Here is a 20,794-nt window from a genome sequence, read left to right on the forward strand (position 1 = left end):
AAAAGGAAACGCCTCTCAAAATACTTTGAGAGGCGTTTTTTATGATATTGAAATAATTCTTAACCTAAGAACGGATACTTGTAATCGGTAGGAGATAAGAAGTTTTCTTTGATACTTCTTGCAGAAACCCAACGAAGAAGATTCATTTTAGAACCTGCTTTGTCATTGGTTCCAGAAGCTCTCGCTCCACCAAAAGGTTGTTGACCAACTACAGCACCTGTCGGTTTATCATTGATGTAGAAGTTTCCAGCTGCATTTTCTAAGGCTTTAGTCGCCTCGTTAATCGCATATCTGTCTTGAGCAAATACAGCGCCTGTTAATGCATAAGGAGAAGTTTCATCTACTAATTGTAGCGTAGCTTTCCAATCTTGGTCTTCATATACATAAATGGTAAGAATTGGGCCAAAGATTTCTTCTTCCATACTTTCGTAGTGAGGATTTTTGGCTTGAATAACGGTAGGTTGTACAAACCAACCTTTGCTGTCATCACAACCACCACCGAAGATTACTTCTGCATCATTCGCATTTTGAGCTCTTTCGATGTAGCCTTTGCATTTTTCAAATGAAGCTTTATCAATTACCGCATTTACGAAATTAGAAGGATCTTCTGGACTTCCCATTTTAATTTCAGCCAATTGTTCTCCCATAATTCTTTTTACTTCTCCCCAAAGTGATTGCGGAACGTAAGCTCTAGAAGCAGCAGAACATTTTTGACCTTGATATTCGAAAGCACCTCTTACCAAAGCAGTAGCAACTTGACTAGGAACAGCAGAAGGATGGGCTACTACAAAGTCTTTACCGCCAGTTTCTCCTACAATTCTAGGGTAAGTTTTATATTTATGAATATTTTCGCCGATTTGTCTCCATAACGATTGGAAAACTTCTGTAGAACCTGTAAAATGGATTCCAGAGAAATCTGGGTGTTCTAGAATTTGCTTAGAAGTTTCTGCACCACCAGAGAAAACCATGTTGATAACACCTGCTGGTAAACCCGCTTCTATCAATACATCCATAATAACCTTAGCAGAATAAATCTGTGTAGCAGATGGTTTCCAAACCACTACATTTCCCATCATCGCCATAGAAGTTGGCAAGTTAAGAGAAATTGCGGTAAAGTTAAATGGCGTAATCGCATACGTAAAACCTTCTAATGGTCTATATTCTGCTCTGTTCCAGATACCTGCATCAGAAACCGGTTGTTCAGAATATAATTCCGTCATAAATTGCACGTTAAAACGTAAGAAATCTATCGCTTCACAAGCTGAATCTATTTCTGCCTGCATTGCATTTTTACTTTGACCAATCATCGTAGCAGCGTTGATTTTATCTCTGTAAGGACCAGCCAATAAATCAGCCGCTTTTAAGAAAATTGAAGCACGTTGCTCCCATGGTAAATTAGCCCATTCTGCTCTTGCTTTCAGACATGAATTGATGGCATCATCTACATGTTGTTTATTTCCTTTGTGGTAATATCCTAACGTGTGTTGATGATCTTGAGGAGAGTGTAGTGATACCTTTTCACCAGTTTTCACTTCTTTTCCGTCAATAACCATAGGGATTTCTACTTCTTCTGACCACATTTTTTGGTAAGTAGCAATCAGGGATTTAATTTCTGCAGAACCAGGAGCATAGCTTCTTACAGGTTCGTTTTTAGGAGTAGGAACTTGCGAAATTGCGAATGACATATACTTTTAAATTTTAGATTTTAATTTGTTGATGAAGATAAGAAACAGTTCTTATTCATATCCTACAAAAATACAATATAAACCTTCACCCACCAAAACACTTCGGTTACATTTTATGGAACTACTAGAAAATAAGTCTAATAGACAAATAAAATAAAAACATTTCCCACAATTCTATAATTTTGCTTCACTGATTTAACCGAAATTTGTAGTTAAATAAAGACAATGAAAATCATAAAAGGAATTGCCATCATGGCAGTAGTAGCCACCATTTTTACTTCATGTGTAGGAATTCCAGATGGAGTAACGGCGGTACAAAACTTTAACAAAGACAAATATCTAGGCAAATGGTATGAAATCGCTAGGTTTGATTTCCGTTTTGAAAGAAATTTAGACAATACTACAGCGCAATATTCTATCAATCCAGATGGAAGCATCAAAGTACTGAACCAAGGCTACAACTATGTAAAAAAAGAATGGGATTCTGCCGAAGGAAAAGCTAAATTTGTAGGCTCTGAATCTGAAGCGAGACTCAAAGTTTCTTTCTTTGGCCCATTTTATGGCGGATATAACGTAGTAGATATTGACGAAAATTATCAGAATGCTTTGATTTATGGTAATTCTACAGAATACATGTGGATTCTATCAAGAACGAAGACCATAGACGAAGCCACCAAAAAAAGATTCATTGAAAAAGCCAAAAAAGACGGTTTCGATGTTTCAAAACTCATCTGGGTAAATCACAACAAAGACTAAAAGTCATTTCAATAAAAAAAAACTCGAGACTAGAACTCGAGTTTTTCTTGACTTTAATATTAACCTCAACCTTTACCTCAACCTTTACCTCAACCTTTACCTCAACCTTTACCTTTACCTCAACCTTTACCTATCTCCCAAATCGATAATATTGGGCTAAAGTATTTTCTTTTTTTTGTAAAAGGTCAACGATAATTTTTCTTCCTTGTGCAGAAAAGGTAATTCCATTTCCACCAAAACCTAAGCAAAACAAACAGTTTTTGTATTCTGGAGATTCCCCAATATAAGGCAAACCATCTTTGGTGGTTCCGAAAATTCCACCCCAAGAAATATCTTCGATGAAGTCTAAATCGGGTAAGGTTTTCTTGAGTTTTTTAATGAGCATTTTGCTTTTTTCTTCTTTAATATTTTGTTGAAGTATGGTGTCTACATACACAGAATCTTCGCCGCCAACTAAAAATCTACCATCATCCGTAGTTCTCATATACAGATAAGGATCTTGCGTGTCCCAAATCAAAATCTTTTCTAGACGTTTATTATAGGTCTGCGTGGGTTCACTCACGGTTGCGTAAGTATAAATCAAATCGGCAACTTTTTCTTTGAGTAAATTCAAAGATTCAAAACCAGTGCAGAAAACTATTTTTTGAGCATTGATGGTATAATTTTCTTGAGTAATGACTTTCGGAAATTTACCTTGATCTTGAATGCTTTTAATTTCGGTTTGGTCAAAAACTTTCATCCCTCTTTTTACATTAAAAGCGATAAGTTCATGCGCCATTTGATATGCATCTACACTGGCTGCAGTATCACTTAGAATGCCACCCTGAGAAACAATACCATAAGTTTTTTTAATGGCATCTGGCTCTAACCATTTTACGCCCAGTTGATGTTTTTTTCTAATTTCAAATTCCTGATAAAGTTCTTTTGCAGCGGTTTTATTGTGCGCAATATAAAGGGATTTCTTCATTTGGAAACCACAATTTAATTTTTTGGTTTTCACCAATTGTTCTAAATCTTGAATAGCAGTGATGCCTTCTTGATAACAAAGTGCAGCAGCTTCTTCGCCAATTTTCTTTGCTAAATCTTTTAATGGTTCATCTATTTCGTATTGCAACATGCTGGTAGTAGCACTCGTGCTTCCTTGTCCGATGTCTCGTCTGTCGATGAGAGTTACTTCATAACCTGCATCCATTAATGCATCAGAAATTAGAGCGCCAGTAATACCGCCACCAATCACCAAAATTTCTGTTTTTATATTTTTTTGTAAAGTAGGATAGGTGTAGAGTAAGCCGTTTTTGAGCAGCCAAAAAGATTCAAAGGTTCTTAGTCTCATATCATTTGTGTTTAAGTGTTTGCAATGAGTTTATTTCTTTCCTCTTGAGAATAGCCAAAATATAACAACTACCACAAAGGCAATTAAGAAAAATCCCCAATACATTCCTGCTTTGAAAACGGTTTCTACCGCTTCACAACTCGTCAATAAGGTCAATAAAAATAAAGCTACGGTGGATAAGATATACTTTTTCATAGGGTAAAATTTTAGGTTAAACGAAATATTGTCTAAGTTGCCAAGCCATTTTTTCATGGTCTTGCATTAACCCGGTTAAAAAATCTGCGGTTCCTTTGTCTTCATATTTTTCTTCACAGTCGTCTATGGAAGTTCTGAGAGATTTTACAATACTCTCATGGTCTTGCAAAAGTTCTTTTGCCATTTCCAGAGGAGATGGGCATTTTCCGGGACTTTCTTTTAGCTTTGAGAGTTCTGCAAACTCTATAGTAGTACCTACTGCCATTCCGCCAAGCGTAGAGATGCGTTCGGCTACTTCATCAATGGCTTTTTCTATTGCCTCATACTGTTCTTCGAAGAGGCGGTGAAATTGCATGAAGTCTGGTCCTTTCAGATTCCAATGAAATTTTCTGAGTTTTAAGTATAACACATTGCCATCTGCTAAAACAACGTTTAGGTTATCACATACTTTCTTGAGGTTTGCGGCACTGATGCCGATGTCTACTTTCATAATGATTATATTTTGTATTGATATTGATACAAAAATAGAATACAATGAAGTTGAAGGAGTTATAATATCATGACCATTTGTTATAAGATTTAGAGGTCATCTGTATCGTATTGTTCCCCGACATCAAATACTTCTCACCGACATATTTCATACACTATCTATGCTTTATCTATGCTTTATCTAGGGAGAAGCGGGGGATATGTGTCGTCCTAAAATAACTATACAGGTTATTTAATAAATCCTATTTTAGTTATACAAATATAATTCTTAATCCTAAATTTACTATACCATTGTTTTTTTATCATTAAATTTTTTATTGTATTTTTTCCATCTTTTCTTTAATTGTTCAGATTTTAGATGGGCTTGATGAGGGGTTAAATAATCACAACTTGCATGAGGCCTGAGTTGGTTATATGACAAAATGCTTGCATTCACCTGTCTCTTCGTTTGTTCAAAACCTAATGCGCTTGTATAAAGATTAAATTCTTTCTTTATAATGCCATTTACTCTTTCTGCTAATGCGTTTTCATAAGGATTACCATTTTCTGTCATACTGATGGCAATATTATTTTTTAATAATAAATCTACATAATTCTGGGAACAGTATTGCGAACCTCTATCGGAATGATGTATGAGAGGATGATGATACAATCGATTATGAAGTGCCATTTTCAAAGCATCAATACATCCTTCTGCCGATAGGTCTTGACGAAAACTGTAGCCCATAATTTTTCGAGAATAGGCATCGGTAATTAAACTCAAATAGCCCCATTGATGGGTTAATCGGATATAGGTAATATCACTTACCCATACTTGTTCTGGCCGATTTATGACCATTCCTTTGATGAGATTACTGTATTTTCGCATCCAATGTCTTGAATCTGTTGTTATGACTTTACGTTTCCGTTTTCTAATCAACAATTGATGCGCTGCCAATAAATCAAATAAATAGTCTCTGCCAAAACTGATGGCATGAGATTTTAGTTGATTTTGAAGCATATAGTGTAGTTTACGGGTCCCTACTTGTGGCAGATCCCGACGAATAGTACGAACTTCTTGAAGGATTATGTCTTCTTTTATCAGACTGTTTTCTTTTCGCCAAAGCCCATCGTAATAGGCATGTCTTGTTTTGCCAAACAATCTACACAAGAACCCTATTCCCAATTTAGGATAGAATTCTTTCATTGTTATGACTGCTTGGCACCAGACTTTTTTCTAATATCTATTTTGAGCTGTTCTTCGGCTACATCAATAAGCGTATTGAGGGCTTTAATTTTAAGCTCCGCTTCTTTTAATGCTTTCTCCAAAGACTCTTTTTCTGGTTCTTTCCTAGGTGTGGTTTTATTTCCCATTATAGAACTATTTCCAATACAAAGTTCGACTTTTTCTGATTTGTACTGTGTTATCCAATTACGAATTACTTTGTCTGTCTTTATGTTATAGGCTATCTTGGCTTCTTGTATCGTTAATAGACCTTGTTCTATCGCTGTAACTATTGTACGTTTTTCTAGTCCTGTGTACGTTCGACGTTTCAAATTTTCTAGGTAGTTAGGCGAACCAAAATCTCGCATCCAACTATCTAAGGTGGATTGGCCTAAATTATAGAGCCGAATCGCCTCCTTTCTCGGTAATCCTGATTCTACCTCTTGAACAATTTGTTTTTTTAATCGTTTGTCGTAATGACTCTGTTTACTCTCGCGAGCTAAAAATCTCTCTTCTTTTGATTGCATATACTCTATTTTTGTGTATAGCTATTTCAGGACAAGACAATAGGTGATGTAGTGATGAAGTGATGAGGTTATGAGGTAAAGCGATTGTTTTATAAAAATTTTTTATAACACAAAGTTCACGGAGATTTTGTGAAATGATAGCGTTATTGAGCTCCCAAAGGAACATCAGAGATGTTCTAGAAAGCACACGGATTTTTAATGCAAAAAATGTTTAGAAAATAAAGTTGGTGGCTGAGCACAGACTGAAAGTCTGAGAACGAAGTTCACGAAGCCACTGTGTGTGGATTTTTTGTGTTTGTTTTTATATCACAAAGTCCACGGAGATTTTGTAAAATGATGGCGTTTTTGAGTTCCCAAAGGAACATCATAGATGTTCTAGAAAGCACACGGATTTTTAATGCAAAAAATGTTTAGAAAATAAAGTTGGTGGCTGAGCACAGACTGAAGGTCTGCGAACGAAGTTCACGAAGCCACAGATTCAAAGATAAACTTTGCCTGAGCCTGTCGAGGGCAACGTGCAATAAAAAATGTTGTGCCAGAATATAGTCGAAGGCATAAAGTAGATGAATTCTATTTTCTAATTTTTGAGATATTTTTAGAGAAAGAGGAGAGGTAAAGTAAATGTTGGGGTATTGAAAAAGGAAATGGAAGAAGTATTTTTATTCTTTAATTTTTAGAAATCAAGGAGTTAAAAGGCTGTGTTGATGGTCTATGAGGGCGATTGATAGATTGTATTTGGTTCGTTGGGAGATAATGATTACTTTTGCCGCCTATTATCAGGAACCTCTACGGGAGGTAGCAACCTGCAACAACAAGCAAGGTGCTAAAGCGATAAGCCAAACTTTTTGGAAAAAATGTTGTCTATCTTTTGTAAAGTTCCTGTGTTAAATTTTTAAATTTTATGAACCATACAAAAGCAAATTTTCTCAGTTTACTTCCTTTTTTAATTTTCGTAGGTACATTTTTAGGTGCCGGAATCGTTTTGCAAGATTTTTATGCCTTGCCATCGCCTATTGCCGTGAGTATCGGTATTATTGCCGCCTTTGCCATGTCTAGGTTGCCTCATCAAGAAAAAATCAAAACTTTCTTACACGGTTGTGGAGAATCCAGTGTACTCACCATGTGTATTATTTATCTTTTGGCAGGGGCTTTTTCTACCGTAGCACAAGTTTCGGGGAGTGTAGATGCGGTGGTGAATATCGGTTTAACCTATATCTCTGCAGATTATTATGCTCTAGGGATTTTCCTTTTGGCCTCATTTCTTTCCTTGTCTTCTGGAACCTCGGTTGGCGCTATTGTCGCATTAGGGCCTATCGCGATACAGTTGGCTCAAAAAAGTGGAGCAGACCTTAACCTGATTGGGGCAAGTCTTTTGGGTGGTGCCATGTTTGGCGACAATCTTTCGGTGATTTCTGATACTACCATTGCAGCAGCTCAAACGTTGGGCAGCAGCATGAAAGATAAGTTCAGAACCAATTTTTATTTGGCTGCCCCTGCAGTAGTATTGACGGTGGTGATCTTACTTTTTATAGGTTTCAGCAATCCTGTGGCGCCTATTACTTACACTCCAACTCCAATTTCTTGGGAACTTATTTTCCCCTATTTGGTGGTTTTGGTTTTAGCCTTTTTAGGGTTAGATGTATTTCTTGTTTTGGTGATTGGGATATTTTTAGCGGGAGCCATTGGTTTGTGGCAAGGCAACCTTACGTGGTTGAGTTTTGCCAAAGCCAGTTATGAAGGCTTCACGTCTATGACCGAAATTTTCCTATTGTCTTTGCTTACAGGTGGTTTGGCTGCCTTAGTAGAAAAAGCAGGGGGGATTCAATATTTATTGAATAAAATAGAAGCTAAGATTAGCTCAGCCAAATCTGCACAATTGGGAGCAGGTTTGATTACAGGTTTGGTAAATCTCTGTATTGCCAATAATACGGTGTCGATTTTAATCTCTGGGAAAGTGTTGAGACCTATTTCTGAACGTTTTGAAGTTCCTGCCCGAAAGATGGCTTCTGTGATTGATATTTTTGCGTGTATCGTTCAAGGGTTACTTCCTTATGGCGCTCAGGTTTTATTGATTATCGGATACAGTAAAAATAAAATCAATTATGTGGATATGCTCTCGCATTCTTATTATTTAGGGCTTTTATTGGTGATGGTATTGGGTTCTATGTTTTTGGGAAAGTCAAGGAATAAGGTGCCTTCGATAGGCTCAGGTATTTGTTGAGAAAAATTCTTTTCCCCGACCCTGCCTTCGACTACGCTCAGGCACCGTGGGTGGAATTTTTCTATTTGGTTTTGGAGTTTCTATAACACAAAGTTCACGGAGATTTTGTGAAATAATGCCGTTTTTGAGCTCCCAAAGGAACATCAGAGATGTTCTAGAGAGTGCACGGATTTTAATGCAATAGAAATAATGTGCCTTCGACTACGCTCAGGCACCGTGTAATGGAATAATTGGTGGCTGAGCTTGTCGAAGCCACAGCATCAACAAATAAACTCTGCTTTTCAGATTTAATGTTCTTTTGTCTTGAAACAAAAGAACCAAAAGTTCAAGTCTGGAAATCCTCAGCTAAAAATAAATAACCTTTTCTAAAAACTCTGAAACTCACTCGGCAGAATGCCGAGCTTAAACAGCAGACTTTTTTAACGAAAAGGTTATTCATTTTTTTTACGCTTGCGGTTTCCTAGGACATCAATTAAAATAGGTAATTTTTCAACGTCTATGTTCCTAGGTTAAAAGTTTTAATATCACAAAGTTCGCAGAGAGTTGTTGAAATGATAGCGTTTTTGAGTTCTCAAAGGAACATCGGAGATGTTCTATAGAGTGCACGGATTTTAATGCAATAGATATAAAACTTTATTATAATTTTTTTCACACCCTTACTTGTTGATAACTTTTATCGATGTTGTTTGCAAGTTTTTTTCATATTACCTATTATTGTACTATTAATTAATTAAAAAACTAATAATTATGCCTTATCAAATTAACATTAAATCGTTTTTATATTGTTATGTCCGACCAAAAAAGACACACCAAAAGCTTAAGCGAGCCGTTATTTTATGATAATGCGGACATGAAAAGGCTTTTTAATTTTAGCGACAAAACTTTGCAGCGCATGAGAAGCAATAAAAGTATTCCCTTTGTTAGAATAGGGAAGAAATACTTTTATCCTGTACAGTATTTTAAAAATCTTGCAGACCAAAGCTGCCAAGATTAGTCGCTCATTTACATCATCAGTTTTTCTATATCTGCAAAAAAGCATTTTTGCTTTAATATTTCTATTACTTATTTGCAGGAACTGGTGATTCACTCATTATTATCTTTCCCAGTAAATTTTTTTACTCTCAGTCACTCAACTGATTCTTGAACTGATGCCTAAAACTGTCTTTGGTGGCTGAGCCTGTCGATGGTGGCTGAGCCTGTCGAAGCCACAATATTTCACTTAGACTGGCTCAATGAGCCAAAGATTTCTGAACCGATGCCTGAGCTTGTCGAAGGCAGAAGGCAAAATTCATGGTATAAGAAAATGATTTTTTCCACTCCACTTGTCATTCCGTAGGAATCTAAATTATTTTTAAATCCAACATGAAAATTTTTCACCTTCGATGCTTTCGACAGGCTCAATCAACGACTTAGAAATATAATCGATGACTTAACTGCTACCAGAACCGATGCTTTTGCATAGTCGAAAGCAGAAGGCAGTTTTCTTTTACTCTTCTTTTGGTCTTCTTCGGAAAAAGTACCTTTTTTCCGAAGGAGTATGGGAGGATTCTCGAAGAACACTCGAAGGAATGTAAAACTTAGGTGGTCAAAAGTGGACATTTCTGGACAAAAAAAGACAAACAGAGACGAATTGGGATATTCTGAGTCATTGGCAGACTTTTATAGACAAAAAAGGTCAAAAATAGTCAAATAAAGACATGTAACTATAAGAATATCAATGTTTTAAAAATTTGTTTCTACTTTTGACCTGTATAACAAATAAATATAAATGCCATGGCAGAAATTAAAAAAGGAATCCTTGGTGGATTTTCCGGAAAAGTAGGGCCCGTAGTTGGAGCCAATTGGCGCGGTAAAGACATTATCCGCAGTACCCCAAAATCTTCTTCGAGACCGAAGACGGATAAGCAAATTTTGCAACAACTGAAGTTTAAAACTACTATCACGTTTTTGCACCCTTTGCGCAATATCCAAAATCGGTTTTTTGGAACAGATGCGGGAGCAAAATCTAAGGTAAACTTAGCTGCTTCTTATTTCATTAACAATGCAATAGAAATAGTAGATGGTTTACCCGCAGTAATCTATAATAAAGTGCTCATCACTAGAGGAGACCTTACAGGTTTTCAAAATGTGGAAGCACAAGCTGCAACAGGTGGCGTGATAAATCTCACTTGGGAAGATAATGGATTACAAGGCAACGCTTTAGCCACCGACAAAGTAAGTGTGGTATGTTATTTTGAGGCGGTCTCTGCATTTGAGATTTTTGAAGGTGTGGCGTTCCGCAGTGATGCAGAAGCCAGCATTACGCTCCACAGCTCCTATCAAGGTATGGAAGCGCAAGTCTACGCTTTTATCGCTAACGAAGCCGAAACACAAGCCTGCAACAGTGTCTATCTGGGCTTAGTAACCTTAGGGTAAGAGAATCCACTCGAAAGGGTGGATTTTTTATTTGTTATATTCTTGAATAAAATGAAGTTTTGTTTATATTTGATGAAAATTAAGTAGACGGAAATTAAACGATGATAGCAAAACCTTTTTTAAAATGGGCAGGAGGAAAGACGCAGTTGATAGAACAAATAAAAGATGGTCTTCCAAAAAGTATTAACAATAAAAAATTTACTTATATAGAACCATTTGTTGGAAGTGGTGCAGTTTTATTTTGGATGATTAATAACTTTCCAAAAATGGAAAAAGCTATTATTAATGATATTAATGAAGACTTGATTAACACCTATAAAACAATAGCTTCTAACCCTAAAGAATTAATTTCTGTCTTAGAAATTTTTCAAAATGAATATCATTCTTTTTTGAATGACGAAGAAAAGAAGAAAGAATATTTTTATGATAAAAGAATAATTTATAATGCTAGAAATGAAAATAACATTTATCAAGCTGCATTGTTTATTTTTTTAAATAGAACTTGTTTTAATGGATTGTATAGAGTTAATAGAAATAACGAATTCAATGTGCCAATAGGAAGTTATAAAAAACCGACAATTTGTGATAGTGACAATATTTTGGCAGTAAGTGAAGCGTTGCAAAAAGTGGAAATTTTAAGTGGAGATTATGAGCAAACTCTAGATTATGCTGCTAAAAATAGTTTTTTTTATTTTGATCCTCCTTATAAACCATTGAGTAATACTTCTAGTTTTAATTCTTATGCAAAAGATGAATTTAATGATGCTGAACAAATACGATTAAGAGATTTTTGTACTAAACTAGAACAAAAAGGGCATAAATGGATGTTGAGCAACTCAGATGTTAAAGGGAAAAATCCTGAAGATAACTTCTTTGATGAACTTTATGCAAAATTTAAAATTGAAAGAGTTAAAGCAAAAAGAATTATAAATGCCAACTCCGCAAAAAGAGGAGCATTAAATGAACTACTAATAACTAATTATAAACATGAACAAACTCACAACCTTGTTGAATCTTGAGAGTGATGATGAACTTTTTAAACTCATAACATCTACCTTTAAAGAAAAAATTACGCAATGGGATTATTTTGTAGACTGGAACAAAGTTTTTAGAAATATTACCCCTATTGAAAAAGAGCTTAATCTTCTTAATGTACTTATAGGAAAAGAAAATATAGAGGAAGAAGCTTTTGCGCTTATCAAAGAATATCCTCAGGTTCTTAGAGCTTTTCCTACGCTTATTGCCATTAGAGAAAATTCTATTGACATTCTTATAGAAACCAAAAATTTTATTTATAAAAGATTTTCTTTTACCAATAGTCTTCTCACTGATGAAGATTGCGAAGAAGCAGTAGAGTTTCTGATGAAATCTGGTATTGGAGAACTGTTAAGAGATAAAAAAATTAAAAATCTAGTAGATTACGCTACTGGTGTAGAAGTAGGTCTAGATAGTAATGGTAGAAAGAATAGAGGTGGTACGCTCATGGAAAGTTTGGTGGAGGATTTTGTGGCAGAAACTTGTAATGAACTGAATATTGGTTATATGGCACAAGCCACAGCAAGTAAAATAAAACGTGACTGGAACATTGATGTGAAGGTAGATAAATCTTCTAGAATTATAGATTTTGCAATTAACAAAAACGGGAAACTTTATTTTATAGAATGTAATTTTTATGGAGGTGGCGGTTCTAAACTGAAATCTACCGCAACAGAATATGTAGAAATGAATAAATTCTGGACAGAGCAAGGAATAGAATTTATCTGGATAACTGATGGTGCAGGTTGGAAAAGTACGCTGAAACCTTTAAGAGAATATTTTGATAAGACTGATTATTTATTGAATCTAGAGATGTTGAAGAAATATTTTTTAAACATTATTAAGAATTAATAATATGACCGCAGATATTCGAATTTCACTTCTTGGTAAACTTGTTAATCATGAAGAAGCACAAAAATTATTAAAGGAAAAAAGGAATGAGTATTTTTTTGAGACTATAAAACCTCATTTTCAAGAAGCCTACCTAAAAGATGGGTGGATAATTGAAAAAGAATTCAAAAATTCTATAAAAGTCAAGAAACCTAAATCTTTTGATGTTGCTTTTGAAGATGAAGTGTGGTCACTTTTTGCACTTATGGGTTATCGATTTTTAAACAGAGATAGAAAATTTAATTTACCCTATGACAAAAGTGAAATATCCTTAACAAAACAAATTGATGTTTTTGCTAAGGATGATGAAACCATACTAATTATTGAATGTAAATCTTCTGAAACTAATACTAGAGGAGATTTTAAAAAAGATTTGGAGAGTTACCAAGGGATAATGGACGGACTAAGAAAATCTTTACAACATTTATTTCCAAATGAAAAATTGAAATTTAAATTCATTCTTGCAACTAGAAATTTATCTATATCTGATGAAGATTTAGAGAGATTGAAAAATATTGGAGGACTCCATTTAAATGATGAAAATATAGAATATTTTTTTGAATTATATTCTCAGATTGGACAGGCAAGTAGATATCAATTTTTAGGAAATATATTTGATGGTCAAGATATTCCTCAAATGGAAAATAAGGTTCCTGCTGTCAGAGGGAAAATGGGAGGGCATACTTATTATTCTTTTTCAATAGAACCTGAAAAACTTTTGAAAATAGGGTATGTACTTCATAGAAATAGGGCAAATGTTAATATGATGCCAACCTATCAAAGATTAATAAAAAAATCAAGATTAAAATCAGTTGAAGATTTTATTGAAAATAATAATGGTTATTTTCCAAACTCAATAGTTATAAGTGTTGATGCAAAAAATTGTCAATTTGATCGCGCAGATACTCAAGTTAAAAGTACAATTTCTGATGTCGGAATATTGCATCTTCCAAAAAAATATAAGTCTGCGTATATAATTGATGGGCAGCATAGACTTTATGGATATTCAAACACAAGTTATAAAGATACTAATACGATACCAGTTGTAGCATTTGTAAATTTAAGTAGAGAAGAACAAGTTAAATTGTTTATGCAAATAAATGAGAATCAAAAAGCGGTATCAAAAGACTTAAAAGAAACGTTAAAAGCTGACTTATTATGGACTTCAGAGAGATATGATGAACAAATTGATGCCTTAACATCTAGAATTGCTATAACTTTAGGCGAAAGCAGAAATTCTCCTTTATATGGAAAAATTAATATCGGTCAAGATAAAGCAGAATTAACAATACAAAATATCAAATTAGCTCTCAAGCGAAGTAAATTTATTGGAAAAGTTTCTAAAAATAAAATTGAAGAACTTGGATTAGTATATAATGGTAATTTAGATTTTACTTTTGATTGGTTAAAAAATTTCTTTATAAAGTCATTAGATTATTTAGCAAGTAATATTGAAGAGGATTGGAAAAGTGATAAATCTTTAATAGTCAGTAATAATGGAATTTATGGAATAATTTTAATTCTTAGTGATGTATTATATCATTTAAAACAAAAAGATATAATAGAAATTAAAGCAAATAATATAAATACGGTGGTTAGTGAAATCCTAACATATATTGACCCAATTATTAATTATATCAAAACTATTGACTTTGAAGAATATGAATCTTTAAAAAAAGCATATGGTGCAGGTGGTCAAACAAAATTCTGGAGAGTTTTTCAAGAAAAAATAAGAGAGACTCATCAAAATTTTAACCCTGAGGGCTTAGATGAATATTTAAAAAAACAAGAAAGAGAATACAATGACAAAGCTTTTTCAATAATTAGAGAAATTGAAACCCATTTTAAAAAAGATTTTCGGTTAAAACTTGAAGAACATTTTGGTAAAAAATGGTTTGAAAAGGGAGTGCCACCAAAAATTGCAGATAAAGCAATCGTAGATGCCTTGACAAAAAACAGAAGTCTTGAAGATGATGAGGAAGAAGTAGAGCATTGGGACTGCTTAACTATAATAGCATACCGTGAAATTGCTTTAAAAAATTGGCAAACAATTTTTGAAAAAGAATATACAAAACCTGGAGAGGAAAAAATAAGTGGTGGTAAAGAGGAGAAAACCAAATGGATGGTTAAACTTGAGCATTTAAGAAATCAAAATGTACATTCTTACTATGTGAAAGAAGAAGAACTTTCATTTCTTGAAGAACTTAATGATTGGCTTATAAAAAAAGAATTAAAAAATAAGTTTCAAAAATAAATGCTTAAACCTTATTTCAAATCAGATGATAAAATGTTCTATCTTCTTCACGGAGATACAATGAAGCTATTATCACAATTTGAACATCAATTTGATATGGTTTTTGCAGATCCGCCTTACTTTCTTTCCAACAATGGTTTATCTATACAAAGTGGAAAAGTGGTTTCTGTTAATAAAGGCAATTGGGATAAATCTCACGGTTTTGATTATATTAATAATTTTAATAGAACTTGGTTGCAACTGATTCGTGAAAAATTAAAGGATGATGGTACTATTTGGATTAGTGGTACTTATCACAATATTTTTTCGGTGGGACAGATTTTGCAAGAATTAGGATTTAAGATATTAAATGTAATTACTTGGGAGAAAAACAATCCACCACCTAATTTTTCTTGCAGATATTTTACACATTCAGCAGAGCTTATTATTTGGGCAAGAAAAAGTGAGAAAATCCCACATTATTACAATTATGAACTGATGAAACAATTGAATGGAGACAAACAAATGAAAGATGTTTGGAAACTTCCTGCAATTGCTCGTTGGGAAAAAAGTTGTGGAAAACATCCCACTCAAAAACCTTTGTCTGTCTTAACTCGTATTATATTGGCTTCAACAAAACCAGGTGCTTGGATTTTAGATCCATTTGCTGGTAGTTCTACAACAGGCATTGCTGCCAATTTAGCCAATAGAAGATATTTAGGAATAGATTTAGAAAAAGAGTTCCTAGAAATCAGTAAAAATAGAAAATTGGAAATTCTAGATTCACAAGTTGCAGAAAATTACAGAAAAAAGATAAGCGGATTTGAGACTAAAAACCAATTAAAAGAATATTTATCAGCAGAGCCTCAACCAAAAGAAAAAGTGGCTTTAGGATATGTAAGAAGCAAAGATTTAGGTAAACTGAAAAAGACAAACACTTTTTATTTTCACGCAACAGATAAACAAGGTCATTTTATAGATTTCCCTTACGAAATAAATAATGCTAAAAAGCTCATCATCTATTCAGGAGGAAGAACTAAACCTTTTTATCTTACAAGTTATTGTGCAGAAATTGAAAGTATAAAAATTAAGCATAAATCTAAAATAGAAGGTAAAGAAAACTCAAAAACGGAATATTACTTTGAGGTGCAATTAAAAGAACAGTTTGTAGAAAATAATAACGTTAATTTAGATATTGATCTTAAAAAACTTATTAAACAATATTGCAAAGAAAATCAAATAAAGTCAGCAGACTATAAACCTATTTTATTAGATGAAGTTTTTGTATACAAGTAATTTCCTGTACATAAAAAATCTCTGAAATTGAGTAATCATTAAAATAATAACTAAAACTATATATCAATATGTCGAAACTTAATGTTGATCAAAAAACAATAATGCTACTTTTCTCAGATAAAAAATCTGATTTTCTAATTCCTGATTATCAAAGACCTTACGCATGGGAAGAAGGACAATGTCAAACTCTTTGGGATGACATTTTTTCTTTTGCTTTTCCAGACAATAACAGTGATAAATTTGATAGTAATGAAGAATACTTCTTGGGTTCAATTGTGACTTTTGAAAATGATAACAATAAAAAAGAAGTAATTGATGGGCAGCAACGTTTAACTACTCTAATGCTGCTATTACGAGCTTTCTATGCAAAATTTGGAAATATGCAAGATGAGAACTCTAAAAGTACTCGTGAAAGAATTGCACAATGCTTATGGAAAACAAATGAATTTGGACAACCTAATCTAAACATACTAAAAATTGATTCCGAGGTAGCAACTGATAATGACAAAGACGAGTTTTTGGAAATACTTAAAACGGGTATTGTAAACAAAGACCAAAAAAGCAACTATGCTAAGAACTATCGTTTTTTTCAAGAGAAAATAGATAATTTTTTAAGTGAATATCCTTCATATTTTGCATATTTACCAGCAAGGATTTTAGGCAATTGCATTCTTTTGCCGATTGAAGCAGAATCTCAAGACACTGCTTTGAGAATTTTTTCAACATTAAATGATAGAGGTCTACCATTATCAGATGCTGACATTTTTAAAGCACAATTTTACAAGCATTACTCAACAAAAAATCAAAAAGACAAATTCATTGAACAATGGAAAGAACTTGAAGAAATTACAGGTAGAATTTTCAAGCCATTAAACGGCACTCCAATGGACGAACTTTTCACAAGATATATGTATTTTATTCGTGCGAAACAAGGAATAAAATCAAGCACAACAGAAGCATTACGTAAGTTTTACGAAAAAGGTAAATACTCAATTCTCAAACAAGATGATACATTATCAAATCTCAAAATTCTAGTTGATTTTTGGCATGATGTTTACAATCAAAATCAAGAAAGATTTTCAACTAAGATTCTCAGAAAACTATTCATTCTTAATTCTGCACCAAATGGTATGTGGACCTATTTTTTGTCGGTATATTTTCTACAAAATAAAAATGAAAACAATCAACTGGAAGAAAATAAATTAGACGAATTCCTAAACAAAACAATTGCTTTTGTTTGGGCATTTGCATTTACTAATCCTGGTGTTAATGCATTGAGAACTCCTATTTATGCTGAGATGGTAAATATCGTAACAGATAAAACTGTCAATTTTGATGAACATAAATTTGACGAACATACTTTACGTACAGCAATGAATAATTTTGAGTTTAAAAATGGTAGACCAATTACTAGATCGATGCTTACGTGGTGGGCATTCAAAGATGACCAGCAAGAAATTCCTTTTCTCAATACGAATTTTGATATAGAGCATATTTTTGCAAGAAAACGTCAAGAAAATGACAAGTCATTAAGTAATACAAAGCTACTAGAGGCTCTGGGTAATAAATCTTTACTTGAAGACAAAATAAATATCAGAGCATCTGATTATAGATTTAGTGATAAAATTAAATATTATAAAGGTTTTACAACGGATAAAGGACAACATAAAGCGGGTTCAATTATTTCTGAATTGGTTAATATCGCAGATAATAAAACCGACTTTACAGAACAAGACATAATTAGCAGAAGCGAAAAAATAGTCAGTGAATTTATTGAATTTCTAAAAGAAAAAAAATTAATAAAAGAATATTAGCAATCGTATCTCGACACAAAGTCATTAACTTTAACTAATATATTAAAAGCACGGAATTACACTCCGTGCTTTTTCATTCGTTATATTTCATCCACAAAATATTGATAATCTGGCATTTCTTTTGTAAATTTAGGGTATCAATAAAATAAAAATTATATTGGTCTTTAATCTTAATGGCATGAACTGTTTTATAAGCTTTATTTGTCTTATCGGTGTGTTCTTGTTGGTTCAGTGCAATAAAAGCGCTGGAGAAGAGGAAGTGCATTATGATACGATTCAGCAGCAACAGAAAGCAGATACCGTCCAAAAAGATACGGTGGTGAAAAAAGAAATAAAGTATCATGCTTTTGTGGTTAAAAATAAAAATAAAGACTTTAAAACTTTAGAGAAAATGTATTCTCAAGAAGAACTGCATGCAATTTTAGCCATCAATCGATTGGATTATAAAAACAAATGGAGAGCCGATACCTTAGTGGTTCCAGACGTTTTGGAAAAAGATTTTACAGTGTACAGTCCTTTTCCTAAAAACGTTTCTGCGGCTAGAAACATTCAGAAATTAGCGATGTTCAGTTATTCCATTCATGCCTATGCCTTGTATGAAAAAGGGAGTCTCATCAAGTGGGGACCTACCAGTATGGGCAAAAAAGCAACGCCTACCAAAATGGGACTCACCTTTACCAATTGGAAGAAGGAAGTCGCCATCAGTACCGTGAATTCTGATTGGAAACTGAGATGGAACTTTAATTTGTATAATTATTTGGGCATCGGTTGGCATCAGTATGATTTGCCGGGGCATCATGCTTCACACTCTTGTGTTCGTTTGTTGGAAGAAGATGCCTACTTTATGTACACTTGGGCAGAACAATGGATTCTGAACAAAAAAGGGACAGTAGTCTTGGCTAAAGGTACACCTGTGATTATTTTTGGACCGCCGGTATTCAATAAAAAACCTTGGTTACAGCTCATCAAATCTCCTCATGCCAATGATTATACCGAGGCTGAAATCAACCATGAGATTCAACCGTTCTTACCAGAAATTCTGAAACAACAAAACATTAAAAGACAATATCTAGAACACGTTCCATAGTCATTTGCTTTTTCAATGTTAAGCATTAAAAGCATTTCATGTAGCATCAGAAGAAAATTTATATTAAGATTTAATCCGTCATTTTTATACATCAACAGAAGCTTTCTTGGCTTTTTTTGAAAGCATTTTAAGTTTTACTACCTTTGCAGTATGAATCAAGACACTATTTGTGCACTCGCCACTGCCAATGGAATTGGAGCGATAGGAATTATTAGAGTTTCTGGAGAACAAGCCATAGAAATCTGTGAAAAATGCTTTGACGGGAAAGCACTTACCCAACAGAAATCTCATACGGTACATTATGGTTTCATTAAAGATGGAGATGAAGTCATCGATGAAGTAATGGTTTCTATCTTTCTGGCTCCCAAATCTTTCACTACCGAAAATTCTGTGGAAATTTCTTTCCATGGTTCTCCACATATTGGCAAAAGAATTTTAGAAGTCTTGATTAAAAATGGTGCAAGAATGGCAAAAGCAGGTGAGTTTACCATGCGTGCATTTATGAACGGTAGAATAGACCTCAGTCAAGCCGAATCCATTGCAGACCTTATTGCTTCGGAGAATGAAGCTTCCAGAAAAGTGGCCCTTCAACAACTGAAAGGTGGCATTTCTCAGGAGATTTCTGTGTTGAGAAATGACTTGCTCAATTTTGTTTCACTCATTGAATTAGAATTAGATTTTGCGGAAGAAGATGTAGAATTTGCAGATAGAACTGCATTGGTACAACTGCTTCAAAAAATAGAAAGCAAACTGAAATCTTTGATTGACAGTTTCCAATACGGAAATGCCATTAAAAGTGGAGTTGCAGTAGCCATCATCGGAAAACCTAATGCAGGGAAATCTACTTTACTGAATGCCCTTTTAAAAGAAGAAAGAGCCATCGTTTCTGATATTGCTGGAACTACGCGTGATACGATAGAAGAAGTGTTGCATATTAAAGGAAATGCTTTTCGACTCATTGATACCGCAGGTTTGCGTGAAACGGAAGATGCCATAGAAGCGATAGGCGTGGTGAAAGCCAAAGAAAAAGTGGCTAAAGCTGATGTTTTGGTGTATTTGATTGATGTTGCGACTACCGATTTAAAAGACGACCTTGCGATGCTACAGGAATTGGCAAGAGAAGATTTGAAAATCATCATTTGTCTTACCAAAATTGATGAAGTAGACGAGGCTGATCAAAAAGCAAAAGCGATTGCCAAAACCCTTCAATCTGATATTCCTTCGCATGAGTTGTTACAAATTTCGGCTAAGGAAAATATTCATCTTCAGGATTTAAAAGATGAACTTTCTACCTATGTAGAACATCTAAAATCTGAAAGCAACGTAGTGATTACCAACCAAAGACACTACGAATCTCTTCAAAAATCTATTGACGCTGTTTATAAGGTAAAAGAAGCCATTACCCATCAAATTTCTACTGAATTATTAGCCTATGAGCTTAGAAATGCTCTGGAACATCTGGGCGAAATCTCAGGTGAATTTACCAACGATGAAGTATTGGGGAATATTTTTTCTAAGTTCTGTATCGGGAAGTAGGTTATATAGGTATGAGGTGATGAGGTTATGAAGGGATAGAGTGAAAATTTGCTTGTTTTCGGTTGAATAAAATGAAA

16 protein-coding genes, 1 pseudogene and 1 riboswitch are annotated in these 20,794 nt (G+C 33.9%); of the genes and pseudogenes, 11 read left to right on the top strand and 6 right to left on the bottom strand.

Translation table 11 applies throughout. The features are described from left to right. Positions 1–59: 59 nt before the first annotated feature. A complete protein-coding gene (pruA, locus tag EB819_RS04690; protein ID WP_069798483.1) occupies positions 60–1,685 on the bottom strand; it encodes an L-glutamate gamma-semialdehyde dehydrogenase in 1,626 nt (541 codons plus the stop codon). 225 nt (positions 1,686–1,910) lie between these two features. Between pruA and EB819_RS04695 the strand changes: the two genes are divergently transcribed. Continuing rightward, positions 1,911–2,441 (top strand): lipocalin family protein, encoded by a 531-nt coding sequence (locus EB819_RS04695; RefSeq protein WP_069798485.1) that lies wholly within the window; start codon positions 1,911–1,913, stop codon positions 2,439–2,441. Positions 2,442–2,571: 130 nt separating this feature from the next. Here EB819_RS04695 and EB819_RS04700 read toward each other — a convergent pair whose 3' ends face one another. The 5 genes from EB819_RS04700 to EB819_RS04720 form a co-directional block, all read right to left on the bottom strand. Then, a complete protein-coding gene (locus tag EB819_RS04700) occupies positions 2,572–3,774 on the bottom strand; it encodes an NAD(P)/FAD-dependent oxidoreductase (RefSeq protein WP_069798486.1) in 1,203 nt (400 codons plus the stop codon). A gap of 30 nt (positions 3,775–3,804) precedes the next feature. Beyond that, on the bottom strand, positions 3,805–3,969 hold the full coding sequence (locus EB819_RS04705) for a phosphatidate cytidylyltransferase (RefSeq protein ID WP_069798525.1): 165 nt from the start codon (positions 3,967–3,969) through the stop codon (positions 3,805–3,807). Between the two features lie 16 nt (positions 3,970–3,985). Further along, positions 3,986–4,459, bottom strand: coding sequence for a Dps family protein (locus EB819_RS04710; protein ID WP_069798488.1), 474 nt, complete (start codon positions 4,457–4,459; stop codon positions 3,986–3,988). A 282-nt stretch (positions 4,460–4,741) separates the two neighbouring features. After that, positions 4,742–5,644 (bottom strand): IS3 family transposase, encoded by a 903-nt coding sequence (locus tag EB819_RS04715; RefSeq protein WP_069798746.1) that lies wholly within the window; start codon positions 5,642–5,644, stop codon positions 4,742–4,744. Between the two features lie 2 nt (positions 5,645–5,646). Beyond that, positions 5,647–6,189, bottom strand: a complete 543-nt coding sequence (locus EB819_RS04720; RefSeq protein ID WP_083250170.1) for a helix-turn-helix domain-containing protein — start codon at positions 6,187–6,189, stop codon at positions 5,647–5,649. Positions 6,190–6,957: 768 nt separating this feature from the next. Next, positions 6,958–7,054, top strand: a riboswitch (SAM-I-IV-variant riboswitch). 36 nt (positions 7,055–7,090) lie between these two features. Between EB819_RS04720 and EB819_RS04725 the strand changes: the two genes are divergently transcribed. The 10 genes and pseudogenes from EB819_RS04725 to mnmE all read left to right on the top strand — a co-directional run bounded on the left by EB819_RS04725 (position 7,091) and on the right by mnmE (position 20,717). After that, the gene (locus EB819_RS04725; protein ID WP_069798912.1) at positions 7,091–8,410 is read left to right on the top strand and encodes a Na+/H+ antiporter NhaC family protein; all 1,320 of its coding nucleotides are present in this window, start codon (positions 7,091–7,093) and stop codon (positions 8,408–8,410) included. Between the two features lie 850 nt (positions 8,411–9,260). Continuing rightward, positions 9,261–9,404 carry a helix-turn-helix domain-containing protein gene (locus tag EB819_RS13005; RefSeq protein ID WP_394337972.1) on the top strand — a complete coding sequence of 48 codons (144 nt, stop codon included), beginning with the start codon at positions 9,261–9,263 and terminating at the stop codon, positions 9,402–9,404. 779 nt (positions 9,405–10,183) lie between these two features. After that, a complete protein-coding gene (locus EB819_RS04735; RefSeq protein WP_069798916.1) occupies positions 10,184–10,825 on the top strand; it encodes a DUF6266 family protein in 642 nt (213 codons plus the stop codon). 101 nt (positions 10,826–10,926) lie between these two features. Then, the gene (locus tag EB819_RS04740; protein ID WP_069798918.1) at positions 10,927–11,844 is read left to right on the top strand and encodes a DNA adenine methylase; all 918 of its coding nucleotides are present in this window, start codon (positions 10,927–10,929) and stop codon (positions 11,842–11,844) included. After that, positions 11,813–12,712: a type II restriction endonuclease gene (locus tag EB819_RS04745; protein WP_069798920.1), complete on the top strand. Its 900-nt coding sequence runs from the start codon at positions 11,813–11,815 to the stop codon at positions 12,710–12,712. The genes EB819_RS04740 and EB819_RS04745 overlap by 32 nt, the downstream gene beginning before the upstream one ends. A gap of 4 nt (positions 12,713–12,716) precedes the next feature. Continuing rightward, the gene (locus tag EB819_RS04750; protein WP_069798923.1) at positions 12,717–15,005 is read left to right on the top strand and encodes a DGQHR domain-containing protein; all 2,289 of its coding nucleotides are present in this window, start codon (positions 12,717–12,719) and stop codon (positions 15,003–15,005) included. After that, positions 15,006–15,800: pseudogene (locus tag EB819_RS12835) on the top strand (DNA-methyltransferase); the annotation flags it as partial. A 548-nt stretch (positions 15,801–16,348) separates the two neighbouring features. Beyond that, the gene (locus EB819_RS04760) at positions 16,349–18,094 is read left to right on the top strand and encodes a DUF262 domain-containing protein (RefSeq protein WP_069798925.1); all 1,746 of its coding nucleotides are present in this window, start codon (positions 16,349–16,351) and stop codon (positions 18,092–18,094) included. Positions 18,095–18,272: 178 nt separating this feature from the next. Further along, positions 18,273–19,181 (top strand): L,D-transpeptidase, encoded by a 909-nt coding sequence (locus EB819_RS04765; protein WP_124878667.1) that lies wholly within the window; start codon positions 18,273–18,275, stop codon positions 19,179–19,181. A gap of 150 nt (positions 19,182–19,331) precedes the next feature. Further along, a complete protein-coding gene (gene mnmE, locus EB819_RS04770) occupies positions 19,332–20,717 on the top strand; it encodes a tRNA uridine-5-carboxymethylaminomethyl(34) synthesis GTPase MnmE (RefSeq protein ID WP_069798926.1) in 1,386 nt (461 codons plus the stop codon). Positions 20,718–20,794: the final 77 nt, after the last annotated feature.

This window comes from Cloacibacterium normanense (assembly GCF_003860565.1).
In the GTDB taxonomy this organism is placed as follows: Bacteria; Bacteroidota; Bacteroidia; order Flavobacteriales; family Weeksellaceae; genus Cloacibacterium; species Cloacibacterium normanense.